18 protein-coding genes and 2 pseudogenes are annotated in these 22899 nt (G+C 67.6%); 10 read left to right on the top strand and 10 right to left on the bottom strand.

Translation table 11 applies throughout. From position 1 onward, the window contains the following. Positions 1–10: 10 nt before the first annotated feature. Positions 11–838, top strand: a complete 828-nt coding sequence (locus tag ACNQVK_RS27750; RefSeq protein ID WP_409549486.1) for a ParA family protein — start codon at positions 11–13, stop codon at positions 836–838. On the opposite strand, the gene ACNQVK_RS27745 is transcribed toward ACNQVK_RS27750, so the two are convergent. After that, entirely contained in the window at positions 835–1833 is a 999-nt protein-coding gene (locus ACNQVK_RS27745) for an IS481 family transposase (protein WP_418034374.1), read from the bottom strand. The two genes, ACNQVK_RS27750 and ACNQVK_RS27745, sit on opposite strands and share 4 nt — an antisense overlap. Here ACNQVK_RS27745 and ACNQVK_RS27740 point away from each other — a divergent pair. Then, the gene (locus tag ACNQVK_RS27740) at positions 1724–3079 is read left to right on the top strand and encodes an IS256 family transposase (protein WP_079890061.1); all 1356 of its coding nucleotides are present in this window, start codon (positions 1724–1726) and stop codon (positions 3077–3079) included. The genes ACNQVK_RS27745 and ACNQVK_RS27740 overlap by 110 nt on opposite strands. A gap of 65 nt (positions 3080–3144) precedes the next feature. Here the strand turns inward: ACNQVK_RS27740 and ACNQVK_RS27735 are convergent. After that, positions 3145–3285, bottom strand: a pseudogene (locus tag ACNQVK_RS27735) (helix-turn-helix domain-containing protein); the annotation flags it as partial. A 156-nt stretch (positions 3286–3441) separates the two neighbouring features. On the opposite strand from ACNQVK_RS27735, the gene ACNQVK_RS27730 reads away from it, so the two are divergent. Next, positions 3442–4518: a MerR family transcriptional regulator gene (locus ACNQVK_RS27730; RefSeq protein ID WP_418032096.1), complete on the top strand. Its 1077-nt coding sequence runs from the start codon at positions 3442–3444 to the stop codon at positions 4516–4518. Positions 4519–4537: 19 nt separating this feature from the next. On the opposite strand, the gene ACNQVK_RS27725 is transcribed toward ACNQVK_RS27730, so the two are convergent. Both ACNQVK_RS27725 and ACNQVK_RS27720 read right to left on the bottom strand, forming a co-directional pair. Further along, a complete protein-coding gene (locus tag ACNQVK_RS27725) occupies positions 4538–5764 on the bottom strand; it encodes a hypothetical protein (protein ID WP_418032095.1) in 1227 nt (408 codons plus the stop codon). Between the two features lie 31 nt (positions 5765–5795). After that, positions 5796–7295 (bottom strand): DEAD/DEAH box helicase, encoded by a 1500-nt coding sequence (locus ACNQVK_RS27720; protein WP_418032094.1) that lies wholly within the window; start codon positions 7293–7295, stop codon positions 5796–5798. 294 nt (positions 7296–7589) lie between these two features. On the opposite strand from ACNQVK_RS27720, the gene ACNQVK_RS27715 reads away from it, so the two are divergent. Next, the gene (locus tag ACNQVK_RS27715; RefSeq protein WP_418032093.1) at positions 7590–8288 is read left to right on the top strand and encodes a ferritin-like fold-containing protein; all 699 of its coding nucleotides are present in this window, start codon (positions 7590–7592) and stop codon (positions 8286–8288) included. Between the two features lie 37 nt (positions 8289–8325). On the opposite strand, the gene ACNQVK_RS27710 is transcribed toward ACNQVK_RS27715, so the two are convergent. Continuing rightward, positions 8326–9093, bottom strand: a complete 768-nt coding sequence (locus tag ACNQVK_RS27710; protein WP_418032092.1) for a hypothetical protein — start codon at positions 9091–9093, stop codon at positions 8326–8328. 230 nt (positions 9094–9323) lie between these two features. Between ACNQVK_RS27710 and ACNQVK_RS27705 the strand changes: the two genes are divergently transcribed. Continuing rightward, positions 9324–9563 carry a DUF3107 domain-containing protein gene (locus ACNQVK_RS27705; RefSeq protein WP_044516780.1) on the top strand — a complete coding sequence of 80 codons (240 nt, stop codon included), beginning with the start codon at positions 9324–9326 and terminating at the stop codon, positions 9561–9563. Positions 9564–9565: 2 nt separating this feature from the next. Here ACNQVK_RS27705 and ACNQVK_RS27700 read toward each other — a convergent pair whose 3' ends face one another. Continuing rightward, positions 9566–10222 (bottom strand): TetR/AcrR family transcriptional regulator, encoded by a 657-nt coding sequence (locus ACNQVK_RS27700; RefSeq protein WP_003882780.1) that lies wholly within the window; start codon positions 10220–10222, stop codon positions 9566–9568. A 201-nt stretch (positions 10223–10423) separates the two neighbouring features. On the opposite strand from ACNQVK_RS27700, the gene ACNQVK_RS27695 reads away from it, so the two are divergent. The 3 genes and pseudogenes from ACNQVK_RS27695 to ACNQVK_RS27685 all read left to right on the top strand — a co-directional run bounded on the left by ACNQVK_RS27695 (position 10424) and on the right by ACNQVK_RS27685 (position 13655). After that, positions 10424–11461, top strand: coding sequence for a DUF3152 domain-containing protein (locus tag ACNQVK_RS27695; protein ID WP_418032091.1), 1038 nt, complete (start codon positions 10424–10426; stop codon positions 11459–11461). Positions 11462–11586: 125 nt separating this feature from the next. Continuing rightward, entirely contained in the window at positions 11587–12765 is a 1179-nt protein-coding gene (gene moeZ / locus ACNQVK_RS27690; protein WP_418034372.1) for an adenylyltransferase/sulfurtransferase MoeZ, read from the top strand. A gap of 36 nt (positions 12766–12801) precedes the next feature. Continuing rightward, a pseudogene (locus tag ACNQVK_RS27685) lies at positions 12802–13655 on the top strand (TIGR02569 family protein). A gap of 15 nt (positions 13656–13670) precedes the next feature. Here the strand turns inward: ACNQVK_RS27685 and ACNQVK_RS27680 are convergent. Beyond that, positions 13671–13967 carry an MGMT family protein gene (locus ACNQVK_RS27680; RefSeq protein ID WP_211158080.1) on the bottom strand — a complete coding sequence of 99 codons (297 nt, stop codon included), beginning with the start codon at positions 13965–13967 and terminating at the stop codon, positions 13671–13673. Between the two features lies 1 nt (position 13968). Continuing rightward, the gene (locus ACNQVK_RS27675; RefSeq protein WP_418032090.1) at positions 13969–14742 is read right to left on the bottom strand and encodes an alpha/beta fold hydrolase; all 774 of its coding nucleotides are present in this window, start codon (positions 14740–14742) and stop codon (positions 13969–13971) included. A gap of 124 nt (positions 14743–14866) precedes the next feature. Here ACNQVK_RS27675 and ACNQVK_RS27670 point away from each other — a divergent pair, with 124 nt between their 5' ends. Next, positions 14867–18013, top strand: coding sequence for an ATP-dependent helicase (locus ACNQVK_RS27670; protein WP_418032089.1), 3147 nt, complete (start codon positions 14867–14869; stop codon positions 18011–18013). Beyond that, a complete protein-coding gene (locus ACNQVK_RS27665) occupies positions 18010–21318 on the top strand; it encodes an ATP-dependent helicase (RefSeq protein WP_418032088.1) in 3309 nt (1102 codons plus the stop codon). Before ACNQVK_RS27670 ends, ACNQVK_RS27665 begins: the two co-directional genes overlap by 4 nt. On the opposite strand, the gene ACNQVK_RS27660 is transcribed toward ACNQVK_RS27665, so the two are convergent. Together ACNQVK_RS27660 and ACNQVK_RS27655 are read right to left on the bottom strand one after the other, a co-directional pair. Then, positions 21315–22286, bottom strand: a complete 972-nt coding sequence (locus ACNQVK_RS27660) for an IS481 family transposase (RefSeq protein WP_047328137.1) — start codon at positions 22284–22286, stop codon at positions 21315–21317. The two genes, ACNQVK_RS27665 and ACNQVK_RS27660, sit on opposite strands and share 4 nt — an antisense overlap. A gap of 108 nt (positions 22287–22394) precedes the next feature. Then, on the bottom strand, positions 22395–22886 hold the full coding sequence (locus ACNQVK_RS27655; RefSeq protein WP_418032087.1) for a DUF2231 domain-containing protein: 492 nt from the start codon (positions 22884–22886) through the stop codon (positions 22395–22397). Positions 22887–22899: the final 13 nt, after the last annotated feature.

Genomic DNA, 22899 nt, shown 5'->3' with positions numbered 1-22899 from the left:
CGTTCCGGCAATGCCGCCGAGAGCGTGCTTGGATGAAGGTGTGACGCGAGTATTAGCGGTCGCCAATCAAAAGGGTGGGGTAGCCAAGACGACTACGGTGGCGTCGCTGGGTGCGGCGATGTCCGAGCAGGGGCGGCGGGTGCTGCTGGTCGATCTGGATCCGCAAGGCTGTCTGACGTTTTCATTGGGACACGACCCGGACAAACTGCCGGTATCGGTACATGAGGTATTGCTCGGCGACGTCGAGCCGGGGGCGGCCCTGGTCGAGACGGCCGAGGGGATGACGCTGCTGCCTGCCAACATCGACCTGGCGGGCTCCGAGGCCATGCTGTTGATGCGGGCCGGGCGCGAGTATGCGCTCAAGCGGGCCCTGGCCAAGGTCGCATCCGATTTCGACGTGGTGATCATCGACTGTCCGCCGTCGCTGGGGGTGCTGACGCTCAACGGCCTGACCGCCGCGGACGAGGTGATCGTGCCGCTGCAGTGCGAGACCCTGGCGCACCGCGGTGTCGGCCAGTTCCTGCGCACCATCTCCGACGTGCAGCAGATCACCAATCCCGAGCTGGCGCTGCTGGGGGCGCTGCCGACGCTCTACGATTCCCGCACCACACACAGCCGTGACGTGCTGCTGGATGTCGCCGACCGGTACGAGCTGCCGGTCTTGGCTCCGCCGATTCCGCGTACGGTCCGGTTCGCCGAGGCCAGCGCGTCGGGGTCCTCGGTGCTGGCCGGCCGTAAGAGCAAGGGCGGGCTGGCCTACCGCGAGCTGGCCCAGGCCCTGCTCAAGCACTGGAAGTCCGGCAAGAAGCTGCCGACTTTCACGCCTGAGGTGGTCTAGGTGTTCTTCACGGGTAGGTTGTGAACGCGTAGGCGCTCGATTGGTGTCATTCCGCCGATGCCGGTGTGGGGTCGGTGGTGATTGTAGTGATGCAGCCAGTGCTGGTAGGTTCCGGCGCGTTCGGCCTCAGAGCGGTAGGTCTGCGCATAGGCCCATTCGGTGGTCAGGGTGCGGTTGAATCGCTCGACTTTGCCGTTGGTCTGTGGCCGGTAGGGCCGGGTCCTCTTGTGGGTGATGTCGGGGCCGAGCGCTTCAGCGAAATTCTTTGACCGGTAACAGGATCCATTGTCGGTCAACACTCGTTTGACGGTGATGCCGTGGTCGGCGAAGAACGCGTTGGCGCGTTTCCAGAATCCCGCGGCGGTTTCTTTGCGTTCGTCGGTGAGGTCCTCGGAGTAGGCCAGCCGGGAGTGGTCATCAACGGCGTGGTGCAAGAACGTGTATCCCATGCCGCAGCGGTTGCGCCGGCCGGCTTGGCGACCCAGCTTGCGATGGCCGCCCCCGTCGGGGATGCGGCCCAGTTTCTTGACGTCGACATGGACCAAGTCGCCGGGAGCCGGGTGCTCATAGCGGCGGGGTTTGGGCCGGCGTACCGGTAACCCGGTGTTTTGGTCCAGGTGCCGCAGCAATGGCATCCGGTAGCGGCGCAGCACCGCCTCAACGGTCGAGCGTGGCAGGTGCAGGTAAGCGGCGATGCGATGTGGGCCCCAGCGCCGGGTGAAGCGCAGGTTGACGATGCGCCGCTCACGTCGTTTCGGCAACCGCAACGGACTGCGATGCGGCCGGCTGGGCCGGTCTACCATCGCTGCTTCGCCACCGTCGCGATAACGGTCGGGGCGTGTCAAATGGTCTGTGTAAGTCCTGTTAACGGAAGGATCGCAGGACGTGACAACAGGCAAGGACATGGATGGGGTGCTGGTTGAGGCGGTCTCCACGGTGGAGATGGCCGAGGCGCTTCGGGCGTCGGGCGCGGTCGATGATCTGCTGGCGCAGATCGATACCGGCGAGGTGGCGCTGACCGGCGAAGGCGGGCTGCTGCCCGGGCTGATCAAGCTCGCTCTCGAACGCGGCCTGGCCGCCGAGCTGACCGATCATCTGGGGTATGAGAAGGGCGACCCGGCCGGCCGGGTGCTGCCCAACGCCCGCAACGGCAGCTCACCCAAGACTGTGCTCACCGAGGCCGGCCCGGTGCCCCTGGATGTGCCGCGGGACCGCGATGGCTCGTTCACCCCGACGCTGGTGCCCAAAGGCACCCGCCGTATCGGTGGTCTCGATGACATGATCGTTTCACTGTATGCGGGTGGAATGACGTTGCGGGACATACAATTTCATCTTCAATCGACGATCGGGACCGAGGTGTCGCACGAGACGATCTCCAAGATCGTCGACGAGATCTCCGATGAGGTGCTGGCTTGGCAGCGCCGGCCGTTGGAGCCGCTGTATCCGGTGATCTACCTCGACGCGATGATCGTGAAGGTCAAAGACGGCGGCCACACCCGCAACAAGGCCGCGCACATCGCTGTGGGCGTCGACATGGCCGGGGTCAAGCACGTCCTGGGCATCTGGGTCCAGCCCAACGAAGGCGCATCGTTCTGGGCGTCGGTGTGCGCGGACCTGGCCAACCGGGGTGTCAAGGACGTGCTGATCGTGTGCTGCGACGGGCTCACGGGCTTCCCGGAGGCGATCGCCGCGACCTGGTCGCAGGCCGCGGTGCAGACCTGCGTGGTGCATCTGATCCGCAACGCGCTGCGGTTCGTGTCCTATGCCGACCGCAAGGCCGTGGCCGCGGCGCTCAAGCCGATCTACACCGCACCCGATGCCGACGCTGCCCGCGTCGAGTTGGACGCGTTCGCCGCCTCGGAGCTGGGGAAGAAAAATCCCACGGTGACAATGGTTTTCGAACGCGCGTGGGAGCAGTTCATCCCGTTTTTGGCGTTCCCGCCTGAGCTGCGCCGGGTGATCTACACGACCAACTCGATCGAGTCGTTGAACTATCAGCTGCGCAAGATCATCAAGAACCGCGGACAGTTTCCCAACGATGCCTCGGCGGTGAAATTGCTGTGGCTGGCGATCTGCAACATCGAAGACAAACGCGCTGCACAGCGGGCCAAGGAACGCGGCCAGAAACAGGGCCGCACAGCCCCCGGACGCCTCGTGGAAGGACAGGTGGTCACCAACTGGAAGAAGGCACTCGAGCAACTCGCACTGGTCTACCCAGAGCGCATCGAACGTTATCTGTAAGCACCACAACAACTCACATACGGACAATCAGACAGGCGATTTACACAGAAAACTTGACAGGCTCAACGGTCGGCCCATTTCTTGGCTGTGGCCACCGAACATTGGAACCGCTCAGCCGCGCGCCGCAAACTCCAGCCCTGATCAACAACCGCCTGCGCAAGCCGCAACCGCCCACGAGGAGTCAACGAAGCATTAGCGTGGACCATGAGGACCTCTCGGTAATCGGATGTGCGTATTTGGTAACCACACCGATACCGGAGGTCCTCACCTACTTCCGCTCACCACGCCGTTCACAACCTGTCTGGGAGTTACATCTAGGGCGCCCTTGACCTTGCCCCACGGGCAGACCCGATGCTGACGACATGAACGAAGAACTGCTGAGCATCGGGGAGTTCGCGGCCCTGACCGGGTTGTCGGCGAAGATGTTGCGTTCGTATGCGGCGTCGGGGGCATTGGTGCCGGCCGCAGTCGATGAACTCACGGGATATCGGTACTACTCGCGGGGCCAGATTGCTCAGGCTCGGACGGTGGGGTTGCTCCGTGGAGCCCGGATACCGGTCGCCGAGATCGCCGAATTCCTGCGCGACCCCACCGAGCAGCAACTGGCTGCCTGGCGGACGGCGCTCGATGATGAATATGCGCACCGCCGCGAGGCCCTCGTGATGGCCCGCGGCGCGCTGCTCGCTCACACTTCTCCGGTGGCAGGGGGTCACCGGAGTGACGAGAGGACGATCTGGATGGCTTCGGTGTTACGGTCCGCGACGGCCACCGATCAGGGCCCGGTACGGGAGAGCAACCAGGATTCACTGCTCGCCGACGGCATCCTGTACGCGGTCGCCGACGGTTTCGGGCCCGCAGGCGAGCACGCGAGCCGGATCGCGATCGAGGTACTGGCCGCCGGATTCGCCGCCGCACCTGACCGCGACGGGCTCATCGGCGCGGTGCAGCGGGCCAACGAGCAGGTCTTCGCACACGTCAGCGCGTCGGGCACCAGCTCGGGCGCCACGCTCACGGTGGTGGCGATTTTCGGCGACGAGCAGGGCGGACCGATGGCCGTCAACATCGGGGATTCGCCGTTGAACCGGATTCGCGACGGGGTGATGTGTCAGCTCACCGACGATCACAGCGTCTCGGGGGAGCTGGTGCGGGCCGGTGAGATCACCCGGGAGGAGGCCCGTTTCCACCCGCACCGTCACCTGCTGACCCGGGCGCTGGGCATCGGCCCCTTCATCCGGCCCGATCTGTTCGATCTCGACTGCCGTCCCGGCGACCGGTTCCTGATCAGTAGTGACGGATTGTTCGCCGGAGCCGAGGACGCCGACATCGCAGGTGCCGCGACGGATGACGAACCCGAGGTTGCGGTGCGGCGGTTGGTTCAGGTGGCCAACGATGCCGGCGGCAGTGACAACACGACCGTGATCGTGATCGACATCGGCTGAGCCGCGGCCAGGCTGCGTCTCAGGCGGGGCCCAGCGCCGCCAGCTGCGCGCCCCGCTGTTCGAGCACGGTGTCTCCGGCCACGACCGGTACCACGGGCGAAACACTGGGCGTACGCGGCAGTGCGATGTGGCGCTGCCCGGTACCGGTCTGCTGATCGAAGACGTCATAACCGTCGTTGACCGGAACCAGGAGCTGCCCGGCCATCACCGTGGCAGGCCCGACCGGGAAATGCGGTCCCGACGGCGTCACGGTGAACTTGTACTGAAGGCCGGCCGTCCCGGTGGTACTGAAGACCAGCACCGAGTCGCCGGTCCACCAGCTGATCAGGTCCCCGGCACGGGTGGTGGTCGACTGCGGCGCGGCCGGTTTGGCCAGCGGCAGGCTGGCCAGCGTCTTGCCGGTTTCGTCGATGACGTTCACCATCGGCTTCGGGGTGGGCAGGTACACCGCGGTGGTGGTGCCCGATACCGCAACCACCTGGGCCCCGGATTCGTCGGTGATGTCCTGCAACTCGACGTAGCGCACGTCGGGGGTGTCTTCTTCGTCGGCCGGGCGCAGCAGCGTGAGCCGGATGAACTTGCTCTTCGGGCAGGATTCCAGCACCGACACCGCTGAGGAACTCGCCGCCGCCGACAACTGGCGGCACACCGGTGATGCCGGTACGTCGGGTTTGATGCGTGCGTCCAGCGCGCCGTAGGACAGCATCCGGACCATGTCGGATCGCCACAGCTCGAGGCGACTGTCCCCGGCAGAGAGCACCGTGGAGCCGTCGGAGGACAGCCGGACCTCGGGGTCGGCGTAGGCGGTGCGTGCCGGCCCGCGCGTGCCGGTCTTGCCGTCGACGGTGCTGACCTGTCCGCAGCCGCGGACATCCGGATACACCGCGACGGCGTACTGGTACACCGCCGTCACACCGCACAGTTCGAGGTCGCGGGCATAGCTCCACAACACCGCTCCGGAGACCGGGTCGCGGCCTTCGACCGTGGATCCGTCGCCGGTGACCACCGACCCGCCGGCGAGGACGGGTTCGGTGGTCTTCGGGCTTTCGGTGGTCCACAGCTCCTGCAGACCGGCAGGCACTTCGCGCGCCGGAGTCAGGTACGGAACCGGTGATGCCGCGGGCCGGCTGATGGTGGCCCGTGCATCACTGGTCCACCAGATCAGGCCGGCCGCCAGTGCGACGATCGCGACGATTGCCGCCGCGGCGGCCATGTCGCCGCGGGTGCGGCGTTCGGGTTTGACCATGGACTGGTGCCGTCAGGTCTTCCTTCCGGCGTCAGCCGGCCGTGGCGGTCTCGGTCTTCCGGGGACGGCGCCGCCGGCGGCGCCGGGCCGCAGGTGCCGCGTCGCCCGCGGAGTCGTCCGATTCGGTCGCGGGCGCGGCATCGGCGCTCTCCACTGCCGGCACCGAGGTGCCTTCGGGATGTCCGGTGACCGACTCGCCGCCGCGGGTACGCCGACGGCTGCGGTTCCTGGTCTTGGCCGGACGATCCTCGTCCGCCGACGAGATGCGCTTCTCGTCGCTGCTGCGCTTGGGGGCCGCCTTGCGCGGCGTGCCGATGCTCCCGGTGGCGTCGGCCGGGATGCCCAGCTCCTCATAGATATGCGGTGAGCTGGAATAGGTTTCGGCCGGATCGGGGCAGCCGAGGTTCAGCGCCTTGTCGATCATCTCCCAGCGGGCCAGTTCGTCCCAGTCGACCAGGGTGATCGCCACACCGGTCTTGCCGGCACGGCCGGTACGTCCGATGCGGTGCACGTAGGCCTGCTCGTCCTCGGGGCACTGGTAGTTGATGACGTGCGTGACGTCATCGATGTCGATTCCGCGGGCCGCCACATCGGTGGCAACCAGCACGTCGACGGCGCCGGTGCGGAACGACTTCAGGGCCTTCTCCCGGGCGCCCTGGCCCAGGTCGCCGTGCACCGCGTCGACCTTGAATCCGCGCTCGGCGAGTTCGTCGGACACCTTCTGCGCGGTGCGCTTGGTGCGGGTGAAGATCATCGTGGCGCCGCGGCCCTCGGCCTGCAGGATCCGGCTCACCAGCTCGGACTTGTCCAGCGCGTGGGCCCGGTAGGCGAACTGCTCGGTGGTGTCGTGGGTGGCCGCCGAGTGCGGGGCCTCGGCCCGGATGTGGGTCGGCTGGTTCATGAACGTGCGAGCCAGCGTGATGATCGGGTCGGGCATGGTGGCCGAGAACAGCATCGACTGCCGGTCGTCGGGGGTCAGCCGCAGGATGCGCTCGATGTCGGGCAGGAAGCCCAGGTCCAGCATCTCGTCGGCCTCGTCGAGCACCAGTACGGACAGCCCGCCCAGCTGCAGGTGTCCCTGCTGGGCCAGGTCGAGCAGCCGGCCCGGGGTGCCGACGACGACGTCGACGCCCTTGCGCAGCGCTTCGATCTGGGGCTCGTACGGGCGGCCGCCGTAGATCGAGGTCACCGAGAATTTCCGGTCGCCCGTGGTCAGGTACTTGGCCGCTCCGGCGAGGTCGCCATAAACCTGAATACAGAGCTCACGGGTGGGCACGACGATCAGGGCGCGGGGGGTGCCGTTGAGCGGGCGGGCCTCATCGGTGGAGATGCGATGCAGCAGCGGGATCCCGAAGGCGTAGGTCTTGCCCATGCCGGTGCGGGCCTGACCGATCAGGTCGTCGCCGGCCAGCGCCAGCGGGAGGGTCAGTTCTTGGATGGCAAAGGGGTGTTCGATGCCGTTCTCGGACAGTGCACGGACGATTTCGTCGCGGACGCCGAGCTCGGCAAACGTTTTATTCAGATGAGTCATGGTTGGAGGAGGTGGCCTTTCACTGTCAAACCTCATGGGCATCCAGCGCACACGAGTTTGACGGTGAAACGGTCGGGTTCGCCCGGATACGGTTCATATCCGTCGGCGCTGCCGATCCGTTGGGCCCAGCTCCACAGGGCGGGCCAACTGCGTGCACGCACATTTCCTGGTAGCGGTTCGGGCGCTGAAACAGTCGGCTCGAAGCCGTTACCAGATGCCATTGTAGCTGGTCGCGGGATCTGGACCCATTTGCCAGCAGATCACGGTGCCCCGACGGCGTCTAGAGTTGGCCTCATGAATTCGCCTCAGCCTGCCGCGGACCAGATCGTCGAACCGGTCGACTCGGGCGTGACGGCGGATCATCCTGGGGTCAACGAATTGTTCGCGGTGCTCGCCTACGGCGAGGTCGCCGCGTTCTACCGGCTCACCGAAGAAGCGCGCATGGCGCCGAACCTGCGCGGCCGGATCAACATGGCGAGCATGGCCGCCGCTGAGATGGCCCATTACGAGCTGTTGCGGGATGCGTTGGAGCACAGGGGAGTTGACGTCGTTCCCGCGATGACGAAGTACGCCTCGGCGTTGGAGAACTATCACCGGATGACCACGCCGAGCACATGGCTGGAGGCGTTGGTCAAGACCTACATCGGCGATGCGCTCGCCGCGGACTTCTATCTGGAGATCGCCGACGCGCTGCCCGAGCAGGTGGCCGCGGTGGTGCGTGCGGTGCTGTCCGAAACCGGGCATTCGCAGTTCGTGGTCGCCGAGGTGCGTGCCGCGGTGACGGCCAGCGATCGTCAGCGGCACCGGCTCGCGCTGTGGGCGCGTCGCCTCCTCGGAGAGGCCGTCACCCAGGCCCAGTTCGTGCTCGCCGATCACGACGAACTCGTCGACCTCGTGATGTCCAGCGGTGAGGGCCTGACGCAGCTGGCCGAGTTCTTCAGCCGGCTGCAGAACACCCACCAGTCCCGGATGCAGGAACTGGGCCTGGCGTAGTTCCGCCAGACCCAGTCGTCACTGCTCGGTTCGGTCGCTACTGCGTGCAGGTGGTGATCATGGTGTTGTTGGCCTGCGCGATGAGCACGGCGCCGGACGCGTCGGTGATCGAGCAGTTGAGCTGCCCTGCGACGCTCGTCGCGGTCACCGACTTGAGCGTGACACCCGGGTTGAGCACCACGGTCTTGGCCCAGGGCAGCGCGACGTTGATGTCGGTCTGCAGTGCGCCCTGCTCGTCGGTGTAGACGATGGTCACCAGGTCGATGAGCTGGCGGTTGCCGGTCACCCGGTAGGTGATGGCGTTCGGGGTCGCAATGCCCGCGGGCGGGGCCGCTTCTGGCGGCGCGGCAGGCGCGGGTGCGGCGGTCGCGCTGGGTGCCGGCGTCAAGGTGGTCACGGTCTCGGGTGACAGCGGCGCGGTCGGCGCTGCCCGTGGCGGAACCGGCTTCGTGCTGGCGTCCTGGGCCGGTTGGGTGGTCTGGGTCGGCTGAGCCGAGGGCGAGGTCAGCGTGGCCGATACCGAGCCGCTGTCGCCGCCGCCCAGGATCACCACGGTGCAGATCACCGCGACCAGCAGGATCGCGCCGGCGACGGCGGCCACCCAGATCCAGCGTCGGTCGATGGGGTCCTCGTAGAACGTGACCTCGTCGTCGTAGTCGGCGTCGTACCCGTAGTCCGTGTCGGCGTCGGTCGAGTAGTCCGTGTTGTAGTCAGGGGTGTGGCCGGAGTACCCGCTCGGCTCATACGGGCGGTCCCCGAACCGCTCGGTCGGGGTGGTGTCGTACGGCGAATAGTGCCTGGTCATGCGGGTGCCCCAGTCGTCTCGTCCAATATCGAAACTGATGCTATCGAGGCAGAAGTGACAGATGAGGTTGACCTCGGTGCGTGTCGGTCACGGTCAGGACTCGGTTCGGTATCTGCGTTTCGCGCACGGCGTACCTCTGGGCCAGACCGCTGGCGGCGGCGGGTCCCCGCTGTCCACTAGCCTGCTCAGGGAAGTCGACAAACGACGCGAGAAAGAAAGAAGGGTCCAGCGTGGAGGTCAAAATCGGTGTCACGGACAGCCCGCGCGAGCTCACCTTCAACAGTGCGCAGACACCCACCGAGGTGGAGCAGCAGGTAACCGAGGCACTCGCCAAGGATTCGGGTGTGCTGGCGCTGACCGATGAGAAGGGGCGGCGATTCCTGGTGCAGAACAGCCGGATCGCCTACGTCGAGATCGGCGCCGCGGATGTGCGCCGGGTTGGTTTCGGGGTCGGAGCGGAATCCGCCTGAGATCAGGACCGGGTGAGTGGCACGTGTGACAGTCCGCCCCAGGCGAACTGCACCGTGCCGTCCACGGCCGTGTTCCGGTCGATCGGCCGGTCATTGGTCAGCCAGTACCGCGCCGAGTCGACGCTGATGGCCACCAATCCGACCGCGATCATCCTGGCGCGGTGCGCCTCCAGACCGGAATCCCGGCTGATCAGATCGAACACCGCGTCGGTGCACGCCTCGGTGGCGACCTTCACCTGCGCCGCCACCTGTGGCTCGCTGACATAGTCGTTCTCGAAGATCAGCCGGTAGCCCTGGCTGTCGTGCTCGATGAAATCGAAGAACGCCTCGACTGCCGCGCGCAACCGCTGCCGGTTGTCGGTGGTGGTGCGCAGCGCCTGGCGCACACCGGACACGAGATTGTCGACGTGCCGCTGCAGCACCGCCAGGTACAGCTCGAGCTTCGACGAAAAGTGTTGATACAGAACAGGCTTGCTCACGCCCGCGCGTTCGGCGATCTCATCCATGCCCGCCGCGTGGTAACCGCGTTCGACGAACACCTCACTGGCGGCTGCCAACAGCTGTCCACGCCGCTCATCGCGAGGCAGACGATTGCCGCGTCGACCACCGGTCGCCGGCTTGTCACCTCGCCTCTCGGCGGTGTTGGCGAGATCGCTCATCAGGTCCTCAATCTGTATTGCTCTGGCGCACTTGGACATGTTCTTCCGAGCCGCTGATCGCACCGACACTACTACCGTGGCGGTCCACTTTCGCCGCGCGGTCGCTCGAGAAACGGGCAGGAGTTTCGAAATGACACCGGCGAGGTCACGGCATAGCTGCGCTGAGAACCGATCCACAGGAGTCTGTGCCATTCTGGTCCGGTGACCTACGACCCGGGACGTCGCGGGGGTGGCCGTGTCCCGGCGCTACGCAATGAGTGGCGGGAGCCGCTACGCGCTCAGCGAGATCCGATTGCCGCCGATTCAGGACGTGCGAGATCCAATCGGGACGACCACCAGCAGTGGCGTAAGCAGACGTGGATCGGCCGCTTCGTGTCCACCTACGGCTGGCGCGCGTATGCGTTGCCGGTGCTGATCGTGCTGACCGTGGTGGTGATGTACCAGACCGTCACTGGCACCAGTGCCCCACACTCCGCCCAGGACGAAGAGGGCCCGGTGCAGGGCCCGCCGACCATCGACGTGGCCAGCACCGCGATCATCGGTGCGCCCCCCAAGGGCCTGACCCAGTTCGACGCGAACCTGCCCACCGGGATCCTGCCCGCGGGTGGTCAGTTCACCGAGGCCGGGGCGCGGACCTGGCGGATCGTGCCGGGCACCACCCCGAAGATCGGTGAAGGCACCACGAAATCGTTCACCTACACCGTCGAGGTCGAGGACGGCGTGGACACCACGGCATTCGGCGGCGACGAAGGTTTCGCCCACATGGTCAGTGAGACCCTGGCCAACCCGAAGAGCTGGACGCACAACGGGCTGTTCGCGTTCACCCGCTTGGATGCCGGCAGTGGCGTCGAACCCGATTTCCGGGTGTCGCTGACCTCCCCGATGACCGTGCGAGAGGGCTGCGGGTACGACATCGAGCTGGAATCGTCGTGCTACAACCCGTCCTACGACGGGAATCAACCCAGGGTGTTCGTCAACGAGGCCCGGTGGGTCCGCGGCGCGGTGCCGTTCCAGGGGGACATCGGCTCCTATCGGCAGTACCTGATCAACCATGAGGTTGGTCACGCCATCGGCTACCAGCGGCACGAGGCCTGCGAGGCCAACGGCAAGTTGGCGCCGATCATGATGCAGCAGACGTTCTCCACCTCGAACGACGATGCCGCCAAGTTCGACCCTGGGACGGTCAAGGCGGACGGTCTGACCTGCCGGTTCAATCCCTGGCCCTACCCGATCGCATAACCGCATGTCGGCAGCCGGTAGCCGGGCGGCGGGAAGCATGTGCACCGGATTACCGTTGTGGGTACGAGCAGCTGGGACGATGAACCGACCCAGAAAAACTGAGGAGACATACGGTGTCCGCGAATTTGGACGTGTCGTTACCGCCGTTGGTTGAGCCGGCCGCCGAGCTGACGCGCGAAGAGGTCACGCGCTACAGCCGGCACCTGATCATTCCGGACGTCGGCGTGATCGGGCAGAAGAGGCTGAAGAACGCCAAGGTGCTGGTGATCGGGGCCGGGGGACTGGGGTCGCCGACCCTGCTGTACCTGGCCGCGGCGGGTGTGGGCACCATCGGCATCGTCGAGTTCGACGTGGTCGACGAGTCCAACCTGCAGCGGCAGATCATCCACGGCCAGTCCGACATCGGCCGGTCCAAGGCGCAGAGCGCCAAGGAGTCGGTGCTGGAGATCAACCCGCTGGTGACGGTGAACCTGCACGAGTTCCGGTTGGAGCCCGACAATGCGGTGGAGCTGTTCAGCCAGTACGACCTGATCCTGGACGGCACCGACAACTTCGCGACCCGCTACCTGGTGAACGACGCTGCGGTGCTGGCCGGCAAGCCCTACGTCTGGGGCTCGATCTACCGGTTCGAGGGCCAGGTGTCGGTGTTCTGGGAGGACGCGCCCGACGGGCTGGGGCTGAACTACCGCGACCTCTATCCCGAGCCGCCGCCACCGGGCATGGTGCCCTCGTGCGCCGAGGGCGGGGTGCTCGGCATCCTGTGCGCCTCGATCGCGTCGGTGATGGGTACCGAGGCCATCAAGCTCATCACCGGCATCGGCGAACCGCTGCTCGGCCGCCTCATGGTGTACGACGCGCTGGAGATGTCGTACCGGACCATCCGAATCCGCAAGGATCCGGCCACTCCGAAGATCACCGAGCTCATCGACTACGAGGCCTTCTGCGGCGTTGTCTCCGACGAGGCTGCGGCCGCTGCGGCTGACTCGACGATCACCCCGCTGGAGCTGAAGGAACTCATCGACTCCGGGAAACCGTTGGCGCTGATCGACGTCCGCGAACCCGTCGAGTGGGATATCAATCACATCGAGGGTGCCGAACTCATCCCGAAGCCGTCGTTCGAGTCCGGCGATGCGTTGGCCAAGCTCGCGGTGGACCGGACACCGGTCCTGTACTGCAAGACCGGGATCCGTTCGGCCGAGGTGCTCGCCATCGTCAAACAGGCCGGTTTTTCCGACGCGCTGCATCTGCAGGGCGGAATTGTGGCCTGGGCCAAGCAACTCGAGCCCGACATGGTGATGTACTGACGGCTGGTTTGCCGGTCAACACCTTAGGCTGAGGCTGTGAGTGTGGAACGGCCGCCGGAACATGTGCTGGCGGCGTTCGGCCTGTCCGGGGTGCGCCCGGTACCGCTCGGCTCTAGCTGGGAGGGTGGCTGGCGCTGCGGCGAGGTTGTGATGTCGATGGTGCCCGAGCACGCCCGTGCGGCGTGGTCGGCGAAGGTGCGGGAGTCGCTGTTCATCGACGGTGTGCGGCTCGCCCGCCCGGTCCGCTCGACGGACGGCCGCTACGTGGTCGCCGGGTGGCGGGCGGACACCTTCGTCGCGGGCACGCCCGAACCCCGTCATGACGAGGTGGTATCGGCGGCAGTGCGATTGCACGAGGCCACGGCGAAGTTGGAGCGGCCGCGCTTCCTCACCCAGCCCCCGGTCGCGCCGTGGGCCGATATCGACGTGTTCATCGCCGCCGATCGGGCTGCGTGGGAGGACCGGCCGCTGCACTCGTTGCCGCCCGGTGCCAGGGTTTCGCCGGCTCGTCGGACGGCCAACGCTCTGTGGAGCTGATCAATCAGTTGGCCGGTCTGCGCAGGCCGACCAGGAGTGCGAGCCAACTGGTTCACGGCGACCTCTATGGCACAGTGCTTTTCGCCGGGACGGCGGCGCCCGGAATCACCGACATCACGCCGTACTGGCGACCGGCGCCGTGGGCCGCGGGCGTGGTGGTGGTCGACGCGTTGTCCTGGGGCGATGCCGATGACGGCCTGATCGAGCGATGGCAGTCGCTACCGGAATGGCCGCAGATGTTGTTGCGGGCGTTGATGTTCCGGCTGGCCGTGCACGCACTGCACCCACGGTCCACCGCGGCGGCCTTCCCGGGCCTGGCGCGCACCGCCTCGCTCGTGCGGCTGATCCTGTAACTCGGCTGCTCGCGGTCAGAACCGGTGCCGGTACTCGGACAGGCGTACCCGCCCGTCGACGGCCAGCACCCCCTCGGCGCGCAGCCGCTCCAGCTGCCGGGTCGCGAGGTGCGGTGCGGGACGCCCCGAGGCGAGGATCACCCGGTGCCAGGGCAGGTCCGACGAATCTGTCCGCATGATCCAGGCGACGATCCGTGGGCTGGAAAGATCTGCGGCATCGGCGATGTCGCCATAGGTCGACACCTTCCCGGACGGGATCGCGGCGACCAGCGCCCGCACGGTCTCCACCTGTTCCTCGGTCACGGCAGGCATGTCAGCCCAATTGCTCGAGGATCAGTTTCGCGGTTTCGGCTGGTTTGGCCTGGGCCACCATGTGGTCGCAATCCCAGTCCAGCAGAGTGAAATCCGGACCGAGGTGCTCGCTCAGCGCGCCGATGAGACCGTCGCGCGCGTACGGCGGACTGGTGCGGGTGGCGCGGACCAGGACCGTGGGAGTGCCCTTGCGCGGCAGGGCGACCGCGCGGGCCAACTCGCTCCAGTAGGCCATCATGGCCGGGGTGCTGATCCGCCATCCGTAGCGGCCGTCGGGAAGTTCGACGAGATGCTCGTCGAGGTCACGCTCCAACTCTTCGGGGGCCACCTCGCCCCACGAACCATTGGCCTTCTCGGCGCGTGCCTCGGCGCGGTCGGGATAGTCGGGCGAGGCCAACATGGCATCGGCGATCTCTCGCATCCATTCGCCGTCGAGCTCCACCGCGGGGTCCAGCAACACCAGCCCGCTGACCAGATCCGGATGTGTGGCAGCGAGATTGAGCGCCACCGCACCACCGAACGAATGCCCGGCCACCAGGGTGGGGCCGTCCATTAGCGAGGCCAGGGCCTCGACGTTGGCGTCGAGCGACCACGGGGCAGCCCATGACGAGCGCCCGTGCCCGAGCAGATCGGGGGCAAGTAGTGCCAGCTCGGGCAGGTGCTGTTCGGCCAGGGTCTTCCAGCGTTGGCCATGCCCGGTCAAACCGTGGATGAGCAACAGCCGGGGCGGCTGGTCGGGGCCGTAGCGGTGAACGTGCAACTTCTCGGCTGACATTCCATAGATGCTGCCAGAGCAGCTACTTGTCGGGCCATCCGCTCCAATCCGCTCCGCTACTTGTCGGGCTATCGGCTCCAATCCGCTCCGCTACTTGTCGGTCCCTTCTGGTGTCATGCATTCCATGACCGCACACCACGTCCAGCCCACCCTGGCAGGCACCGAGCTGCTGGTACCGGGGCGCGACGGTGTGGTGCGGGTGCTGGGCGGCCCGGGCACCGGGAAGAGCTCGCTGTTGGTGAGCACCGCGGTCGATCACATCGCGGCAGGCACCGATCCCGAGTCGGTGTTGTTGTTGACCGGTTCGGCCCGGTTGCGCTCGGAGGCCAGGGCCGCCGTCACCGCGCGGCTGCTCGGGGCCGGGACCCATGGTGTGGTGCGGGAACCGCTGGTGCGCACCGTGCACTCGTATGCCTTCGCGCTGCTGCGGCTGGCGGCCCAACGCAACGGTGATCCGCCGCCGCGGCTGATCACCACCGCCGAACAGGACGGCATCATCCGCGAGCTGCTGGCCGGCGACCTGGAGGACGGTGCTGATTCGCCCGTGGGCTGGCCCGAGCAGCTGTGGCCGGCGCTGAGCACCGCGGGTTTCGCCACCGAGCTGCGTGATCTGCTGGCCCGCTGCACCGAGCGCGGTGTCGATCCGCGTGCCCTGCAACGGCTGGGCCGCTCGGCCGGGCGTCCGGAATGGTTGGCGGCGGGCCGGTTTGCCCAGGCGTACGAGCAGATCATGCTGCTGCGGTCGGCGGTGGGTATGGCCGCACCGCAGGCCACGGTGCCGGCACTGGGCGCGGCCGAACTCGTCGGTGCGGCGCTGGAAGCGCTCGGGACCGACGCCGACCTACTGGCCGCCGAGCGCGCGCGGATCAGCCTGCTGCTGGTCGACGACGCTCAGCACCTCGACCCGCAGGCTGCCCTGTTGGTCCGGGTGTTGGCCGCCCGGTCAGGTCTGACAGTCATCGCCGGCGATCCCGACCAGTCGGTGTTCGGGTATCGCGGCGCCGATCCGATGTTGTTGCGCGATCACGGCGGCGAGGACACCCCGGCGATCACCCTCACGCACTCGCACCGCTGTGCCCCCGCGGTGGCGTCGGCCATCTCGGGTATCGCGCGCCGGCTGCCCGGAGTCGGGCCCGGCCGCGTGCTGGAGGGCAACCCCGAACGTGGGGAGGGCGCGGTCATCCTGCGGTTGGCGGCCACGCCGCACGCCGAAAACGCCTTCATCGCCGATGCCCTGCGTCGCGCCCACCTGGTGGACGGGGTGCCGTGGTCGGAGATGGCTGTGGTCGTGCGTTCGATTCCGCGGGTGGGTGCGGGGCTGGCGCGGGCGCTGAGCGGTGCCGGCGTACCGGTGCAGTCGACGGGCGGCGATCTCGGGCTCGCGCAACAGCCCGCGGTCGCCGCCCTGCTGACGGTGTTGGAGGTGACCGCGTGCGGGCAGCTGGACGGCGACAGCGCGGTCAGCCTGCTCACCGGTCCGATCGGCCGGGTCGATCCGGTGACCCTGCGGCAGTTGCGCCGGGCGCTGCGCCGGGCCGATGGTTCCACGCCACCACGGGATTTCACCGATCTCCTGGTCGCCGCGATCGACACGGAGCCGGCCGGTTTGTCGGCAGAACACGTCAAGCCGCTGCGCCGGCTCCGCTCGGTGCTGGCCGCCGCCCGCCGCAGCCGGCGTGACGGCGCCGATCCGCGCTACATCCTGTGGCAGGCCTGGAACGCGTGCCGGCTGCAGCCGCGCTGGCTGGCCGCCAGCGAGCGGGGCGGCACCATCGGCGCGCAGGCGGACCGGGATCTGGACGCGGTGACGGCATTGTTCGATGTGGCCGACCAATACGTGAGCCGCACCGCGGGCGCGTCACTGCGCGGGCTCGTGGACCACGTGGCGACGCTGGGAACGTCGATGTCGGCCTCGGATTCGAGCCCGCAGACCGAGGCGGTTGCGGTGCTCAGCGCGCATGCCGCCCTCGGCCGGGACTGGGACTTCGTGGTGATCGCCGGCGTGCAGGAAGGTTTGTGGCCCAACACTGTTCCGCGTGGTGGCATCCTGGGTACGCAGAATCTCGTGGATGTGCTCGACGGGGTGGCCGCCCCGGACGACCGTGCGGTGTCGACCCGTGCGCCGCTGCTGGCCGAGGAGCGACGGTTGTTGATGGCCGCCATGGGCCGGGCCCGGACCCGGCTGCTGGTGACCGCGGTGGACAGCGACGGCGGCGACGAATCGTTGCTGCCCTCGCCGTTCTGCGCGGAACTGGCCGAGGTGGCGACTGAATCCATAGCGCTGCCACCATTGGCCGCGCCGCGGGTGCTGCTGCCCTCGGCGGTGGTCGGTCGGTTGCGGGCCGTGGTGTGCGCGCCTGAAGGGGCCGTCGATGACGAGTCCCGGTCTTGTGCGGCAACTCAATTGGCCAGGCTGGCAGCCGCAGGGGTGCCCGGGGCCGACCCGTCGCAGTGGCACACCATGACCGCGCTGTCCACCGAGGAGCCGTTGTGGTCGGATCCCGAACACGTGGTGAAGCTGTCGCCGTCGACGCTGCAGATGCTCACCGACTGCCCGTTGCGTTGGCTGTTGGAGCGCCACGGCGGCAGTGACGGGCGCGATGTGCGTTCGACGGTCGGGTCGTTGCTGCACGCGTTGGTCTCCGACTCCGGCAAGACCGAGAGCCAGCTGATCAACGACCTGCAAAAGGTCTGGGAAGACCTGCCTTTCGAGGCGAGGTGGTTTTCGGACAACGAGTTGTCTCGGCACCGGGCGATGCTGGAGACCTTCACCCGCTGGCGCGCGGACTCTCGGGATCAGTTGACCGAGGTCGCCACCGAGATCGACGTCGACGGCGTGATCGTCGAACCGGGACCTGGCGGGCCGAGCGTTCAGGTACGGGGCCGGCTGGACCGCCTCGAGCGCGACCAGGCGGATCGGCTCGTCGTCGTCGACCTCAAGACCGGCAAGAGCCCGGTCACCAAGGGCGACGCGCAGAAGCACGCCCAGCTGGCCACCTATCAGCTCGCGGTGGCCGCGGGGTTGTTGCCGCACGGCGATGAGCCGGGCGGGGGCCGATTGGTATACCTGGGCAAGGCGGGGGCGAGCGGCGCCACCGAACGCGAACAGGATCCGATGACACCCGACTCTCGTTCCGACTGGTTGGGCACCGTCGCGGATGCGGCGGCCGCCACGGCCGGGCCGCAGTTCGCGGCCCGGGTCAACGACGGCTGCGCGAACTGCCCGGTGCGTTCGTCGTGCCCGGCCCAGGCTGTCGGGGACCGGTCATGACGGAAACCGCTGCGACCGGCGTGCGGTACAGCCCGGCCGAATTGTCCACCGCGCTGGGCCTGTTCCCGCCGACCGAGGAACAGGCCGCGGTGATCTCCGCGCCGCCTGGGCCCGTTGTGGTGATCGCCGGCGCGGGCGCCGGTAAGACGGAGACCATGGCGGCCCGCGTGGTCTGGTTGGTGGCCAACGGCTATGCCACACCATCGCAGGTGCTGGGGCTGACCTTCACCCGTAAGGCCGCAGGCCAGTTGTTGCGCCGGGTCCGCACGCGGCTGGCCCGGCTCGCCGGCGCCGGTCTGGCTCCGGTACAGGGGGCGGGCGACGAGGTCGCCACGGTCAGCACCTATCACGCGTTTGCCGGCACACTGCTGCGTGAGCACGGGTTGCTGCTCCCGGTCGAACCGGACACGCGGCTGCTCAGCGAAACGGAGCTGTGGCAGTTGGCGTTCGAGGTGGTGTGTGCGCACCCGGGGGAGTTGGCCATCGAGAAGACTCCGGCCGCCGTCACCGACATGGTGCTGCGCCTGTCAGGTGCGCTCGCCGAGCATCTGGTCGACACCGACCAGCTGTGTGACACGCATGTGGAGTTGGAGCGCCTGGTGCACACCCTGCCGGCCGGGCCGTATCAACGTGAGCGCGGGCCCAGCCAGTGGCTGCTGAAAATGCTGGCCACCCAGACCGAGCGCACCGAACTGGTGCCGTTGATCGATGCGCTGCACCAGCGGATGCGTGCCGACAAGGTGATGGATTTCGGTATGCAGATGTCCGCGGCGGCGCGGCTCGCCTCGAAGTTCCCCCAGGTCGGTGAGCAACTGCGCCAACGTTTCCGGGTGGTGCTGCTCGATGAATACCAGGACACCGGACACGCGCAACGGGTGGCGTTGTCCTCGCTGTTCGGTGGCGGCGTCGACGACGGCCTGGCGCTCACCGCGGTGGGTGATCCGATCCAGTCGATCTACGGCTGGCGGGGAGCGTCGGCGACGAACCTGCCCCGGTTCACGACGGACTTTCCGCTCGCCGACGGCACGCCGGCCCCCACCCTGGAATTGCGGACCAGCTGGCGCAACCCGCCGAGTGCCCTGCATCTGGCCAATGCGGTGTCGGCGGAGGCGCGCCGCCGTTCGGTGACGGTGCATGAGCTGCGGCCCCGGCCTGACGCGGAGCCCGGCACCATCCGGTGCGCACTGTTGTCCGATGTCGAGACCGAACGTGACTGGGTGGCAGACCATCTGGCCCGGATCTATCACGGCGCGGTGGCTCAGGATGCGGCCACACCCACCGCTGCGGTGCTGGTGCGACGGAACGCCGACGCCGCGCCGATGGCCGAGGCGCTGAGCTCCCGCGGGGTGCCGGTCGAGGTGGTCGGGGTGGCCGGACTGCTGGCGGTGCCCGAGGTGGCCGACCTGGTCGCGATGTTGCGGCTGGTGGCCGACCCTGCCGCGGGGTCGGCGGTGATGCGGGTGCTGACCGGGCCGCGATGGAGGTTCGGCGCCCGGGACATCGCCGCGTTGTGGCGGCGCGCCAGGGAATTGGACGACAGGTCGGTGGGGGAGCCCAGCCCCGCCGAGATCGTGGCACAGGCCGCCCCGGATGCCGACTCGGCGTGCCTTGCCGACGCGATCTGCGATCCCGGTGCCGCCGAACACTATTCGACGGCCGGCCATCAACGAATCGAGGCACTCGGGCGCGAGCTGACCATTCTGCGTGCGCATCTGAGCCACCCGCTGCCCGAGCTGGTGGCCGAGGTGCGGCGCGTCGCCGGACTGGATGCCGAGGCTCGCGCGGCGCGCCCGGTTGCCGCGGGCTGGACGGGGACCGAGAACCTCGACACGTTCTGTGACCTCGTGGCCGATTTCGCCGGCCGGCCGGGTGGATCGGTGCTGGCGCTGCTCGCCTATCTGGATGTGGCAGCCGAAGTGGAGAACGGTCTGGCCCCTGCCGAATTGACGGTGTCGCACGATCGGGTGCAGATCCTCACCGTGCATGCCGCCAAGGGGCTGGAATGGCAGGTGGTGGCCGTTCCGCATCTGAGTGGCCGGGTGTTCCCGTCGACGGCGTCGGCCCGCACCTGGCTGACGGACCCGTCGGATCTGCCGCCGCTGCTGCGCGGTGATCGCGCGACCGAATCAGAGCTCGGTGTACCGGTGCTCGACACCTCGGACATCAACGACCGGAAGATCCTGGCGGACAAGATCTCCGATCACAAGCGGAGCCTCGAACAACGCCGTGTCGACGAGGAGCGTCGGCTGCTCTACGTCGCGATCACCCGGTCCGAGGACACCCTGCTGATCTCGGGGCACCACTGGGGTGCGACCGAGAGCAAGCCGCGCGGACCGTCGGAATTCCTGGGTGAGATCAAGGCCATCGTGGAGGATGCCGCCGAGCAGGGGAACCCGTGTGGCGAGATCGAGCAGTGGGCTCCGGATCCGCCGGCCGGTGAGGTGAATCCGTTGCGGGACAAGGCTGTCGAAGCCATCTGGCCCGCGGCTCCGACGCGGGCCTCTGACGTCGACCGGGGTGCGGCACTGGTGGCGCAGGCGCTGGCGGGCGACGGTGGCCACGACGGCAGCGCGCAAGACGACGTAGTCGATGGGGAAGGCTGGGCCGCCGACGTCGATGCGCTACTGGCGGAACGGGATCGCGCGCCGCAGGTCGCCCCGGCTGAACTGCCCGGTCAGCTGTCGGTCAGCACCTTGGTGGAGCTCAGCCGTGATCGGCAGGCCGCCTTGCAGCGCCTGCACCGGCGGTTGCCCCAACGTCCGGACCCGCATGCCCTGCTGGGCACCGCCTTCCACGAATGGGTGCAGCGGTTTTTCCACTCCGAGCGGCTGTTCGACCTCGACGACCTGCCCGGCGCGGTGGACAGCGATAGCGGGCGCGCCGGTGCAGCCGAACTGTCCGAGCTGCAGGACGCCTTCGTCATGTCGTCGTGGGCCGCACGCACCCCGATCGAGGTGGAGGTGCCGTTCGACATGGCCATCGGGCGGACCCGGACCACCGTCGTGCGTGGTCGCATCGACGCGGTGTTCGCACAGGAGGACGGCACCACCACCGTGGTGGACTGGAAGACCGGCGAACCCCCGGCGACACCGGAAGCCATGGCGCAGGCGGCAGTTCAGCTCGCGGTATACCGCCTGGCGTGGGCTGCACTGCGCGGGTGCCCGCCGGAATCGGTGCGGGCCGCGTTCCACTACGTGCGCTCGGGAACGACCGTCAGCCCCGAATCGCTGCCCGGTGAGGACGAACTCGTGGCCTTGCTGACCGACCCCACGACCGGTTCGCAAAATCTCGCCCAGCAGCCCTAGCTGTTCTTCACGGGTAGGTTGTGAACGCGTAGGCGCTCGATTGGTGTCATTCCGCCGATGCCGGTGTGGGGTCGGTGGTGATTGTAGTGATGCAGCCAGTGCTGGTAGGTTCCGGCGCGTTCGGCCTCAGAGCGGTAGGTCTGCGCATAGGCCCATTCGGTGGTCAGGGTGCGGTTGAATCGCTCGACTTTGCCGTTGGTCTGTGGCCGGTAGGGCCGGGTCCTCTTGTGGGTGATGTCGGGGCCGAGCGCTTCAGCGAAATTCTTTGACCGGTAACAGGATCCATTGTCGGTCAACACTCGTTTGACGGTGATGCCGTGGTCGGCGAAGAACGCGTTGGCGCGTTTCCAGAATCCCGCGGCGGTTTCTTTGCGTTCGTCGGTGAGGTCCTCGGAGTAGGCCAGCCGGGAGTGGTCATCAACGGCGTGGTGCAAGAACGTGTATCCCATGCCGCAGCGGTTGCGCCGGCCGGCTTGGCGACCCAGCTTGCGATGGCCGCCCCCGTCGGGGATGCGGCCCAGTTTCTTGACGTCGACATGGACCAAGTCGCCGGGAGCCGGGTGCTCATAGCGGCGGGGTTTGGGCCGGCGTACCGGTAACCCGGTGTTTTGGTCCAGGTGCCGCAGCAATGGCATCCGGTAGCGGCGCAGCACCGCCTCAACGGTCGAGCGTGGCAGGTGCAGGTAAGCGGCGATGCGATGTGGGCCCCAGCGCCGGGTGAAGCGCAGGTTGACGATGCGCCGCTCACGTCGTTTCGGCAACCGCAACGGACTGCGATGCGGCCGGCTGGGCCGGTCTACCATCGCTGCTTCGCCACCGTCGCGATAACGGTCGGCCCATTTCTTGGCTGTGGCCACCGAACATTGGAACCGCTCAGCCGCGCGCCGCAAACTCCAGCCCTGATCAACAACCGCCTGCGCAAGCCGCAACCGCCCACGAGGAGTCAACGAAGCATTAGCGTGGACCATGAGGACCTCTCGGTAATCGGATGTGCGTATTTGGTAACCACACCGATACCGGAGGTCCTCACCTACTTCCGCTCACCACGCCGTTCACAACCTGTCTGGGAGTTACACCTAGCCGTCGCCGGCCGAGGTCAGGTTGGCGATCTCGGATCCCCACACCGACCGTGCTCCGAGATCACCGATCCGATAGATCTGAATGATCGAGGTCACTCCCACGAGCACGGCGACCACCGCGACAACGCTGTTGTATGTCAGCCGCCGTCGGTCGTTGCGCCGTTCGGCGAAATGCAATCCCACCAGCGCCAGTGCGACGACCAGTAGTGCGAGCGAGAAGTAGATCATGGTGTCGCCGCGCTCAGCGTGCTCTTCCAGCACGGCATCGTGAGCGGGTCGCAGGTCGTAGAGCCATTCGCCGGCGTACGTCGTGAGCGGCGTCAAAACCGTTGTCACGACTGCCAGAACGAGAGTGAGCCATAACAGATGACCTCTGCGGGCGGCCGGCCACAGCGCGCAGAGCATCTCCAGCGCCGCGGTCAGCGGCACGAGCACGACCAGTGCGTGGACGAGCAGGACGTGGGCGGGCAGGCCGTTGAAGACTGTCACTGGGCTCCTTGGC

The sequence above is a fragment of the Mycobacterium sp. 134 genome, assembly GCF_048282715.1.
GTDB lineage: Bacteria > Actinomycetota > Actinomycetes > Mycobacteriales > Mycobacteriaceae > Mycobacterium > Mycobacterium septicum.
Note: the sequence above shows the minus strand (reverse complement) of the source record. Positions and strands in the feature narration are given on the sequence as shown.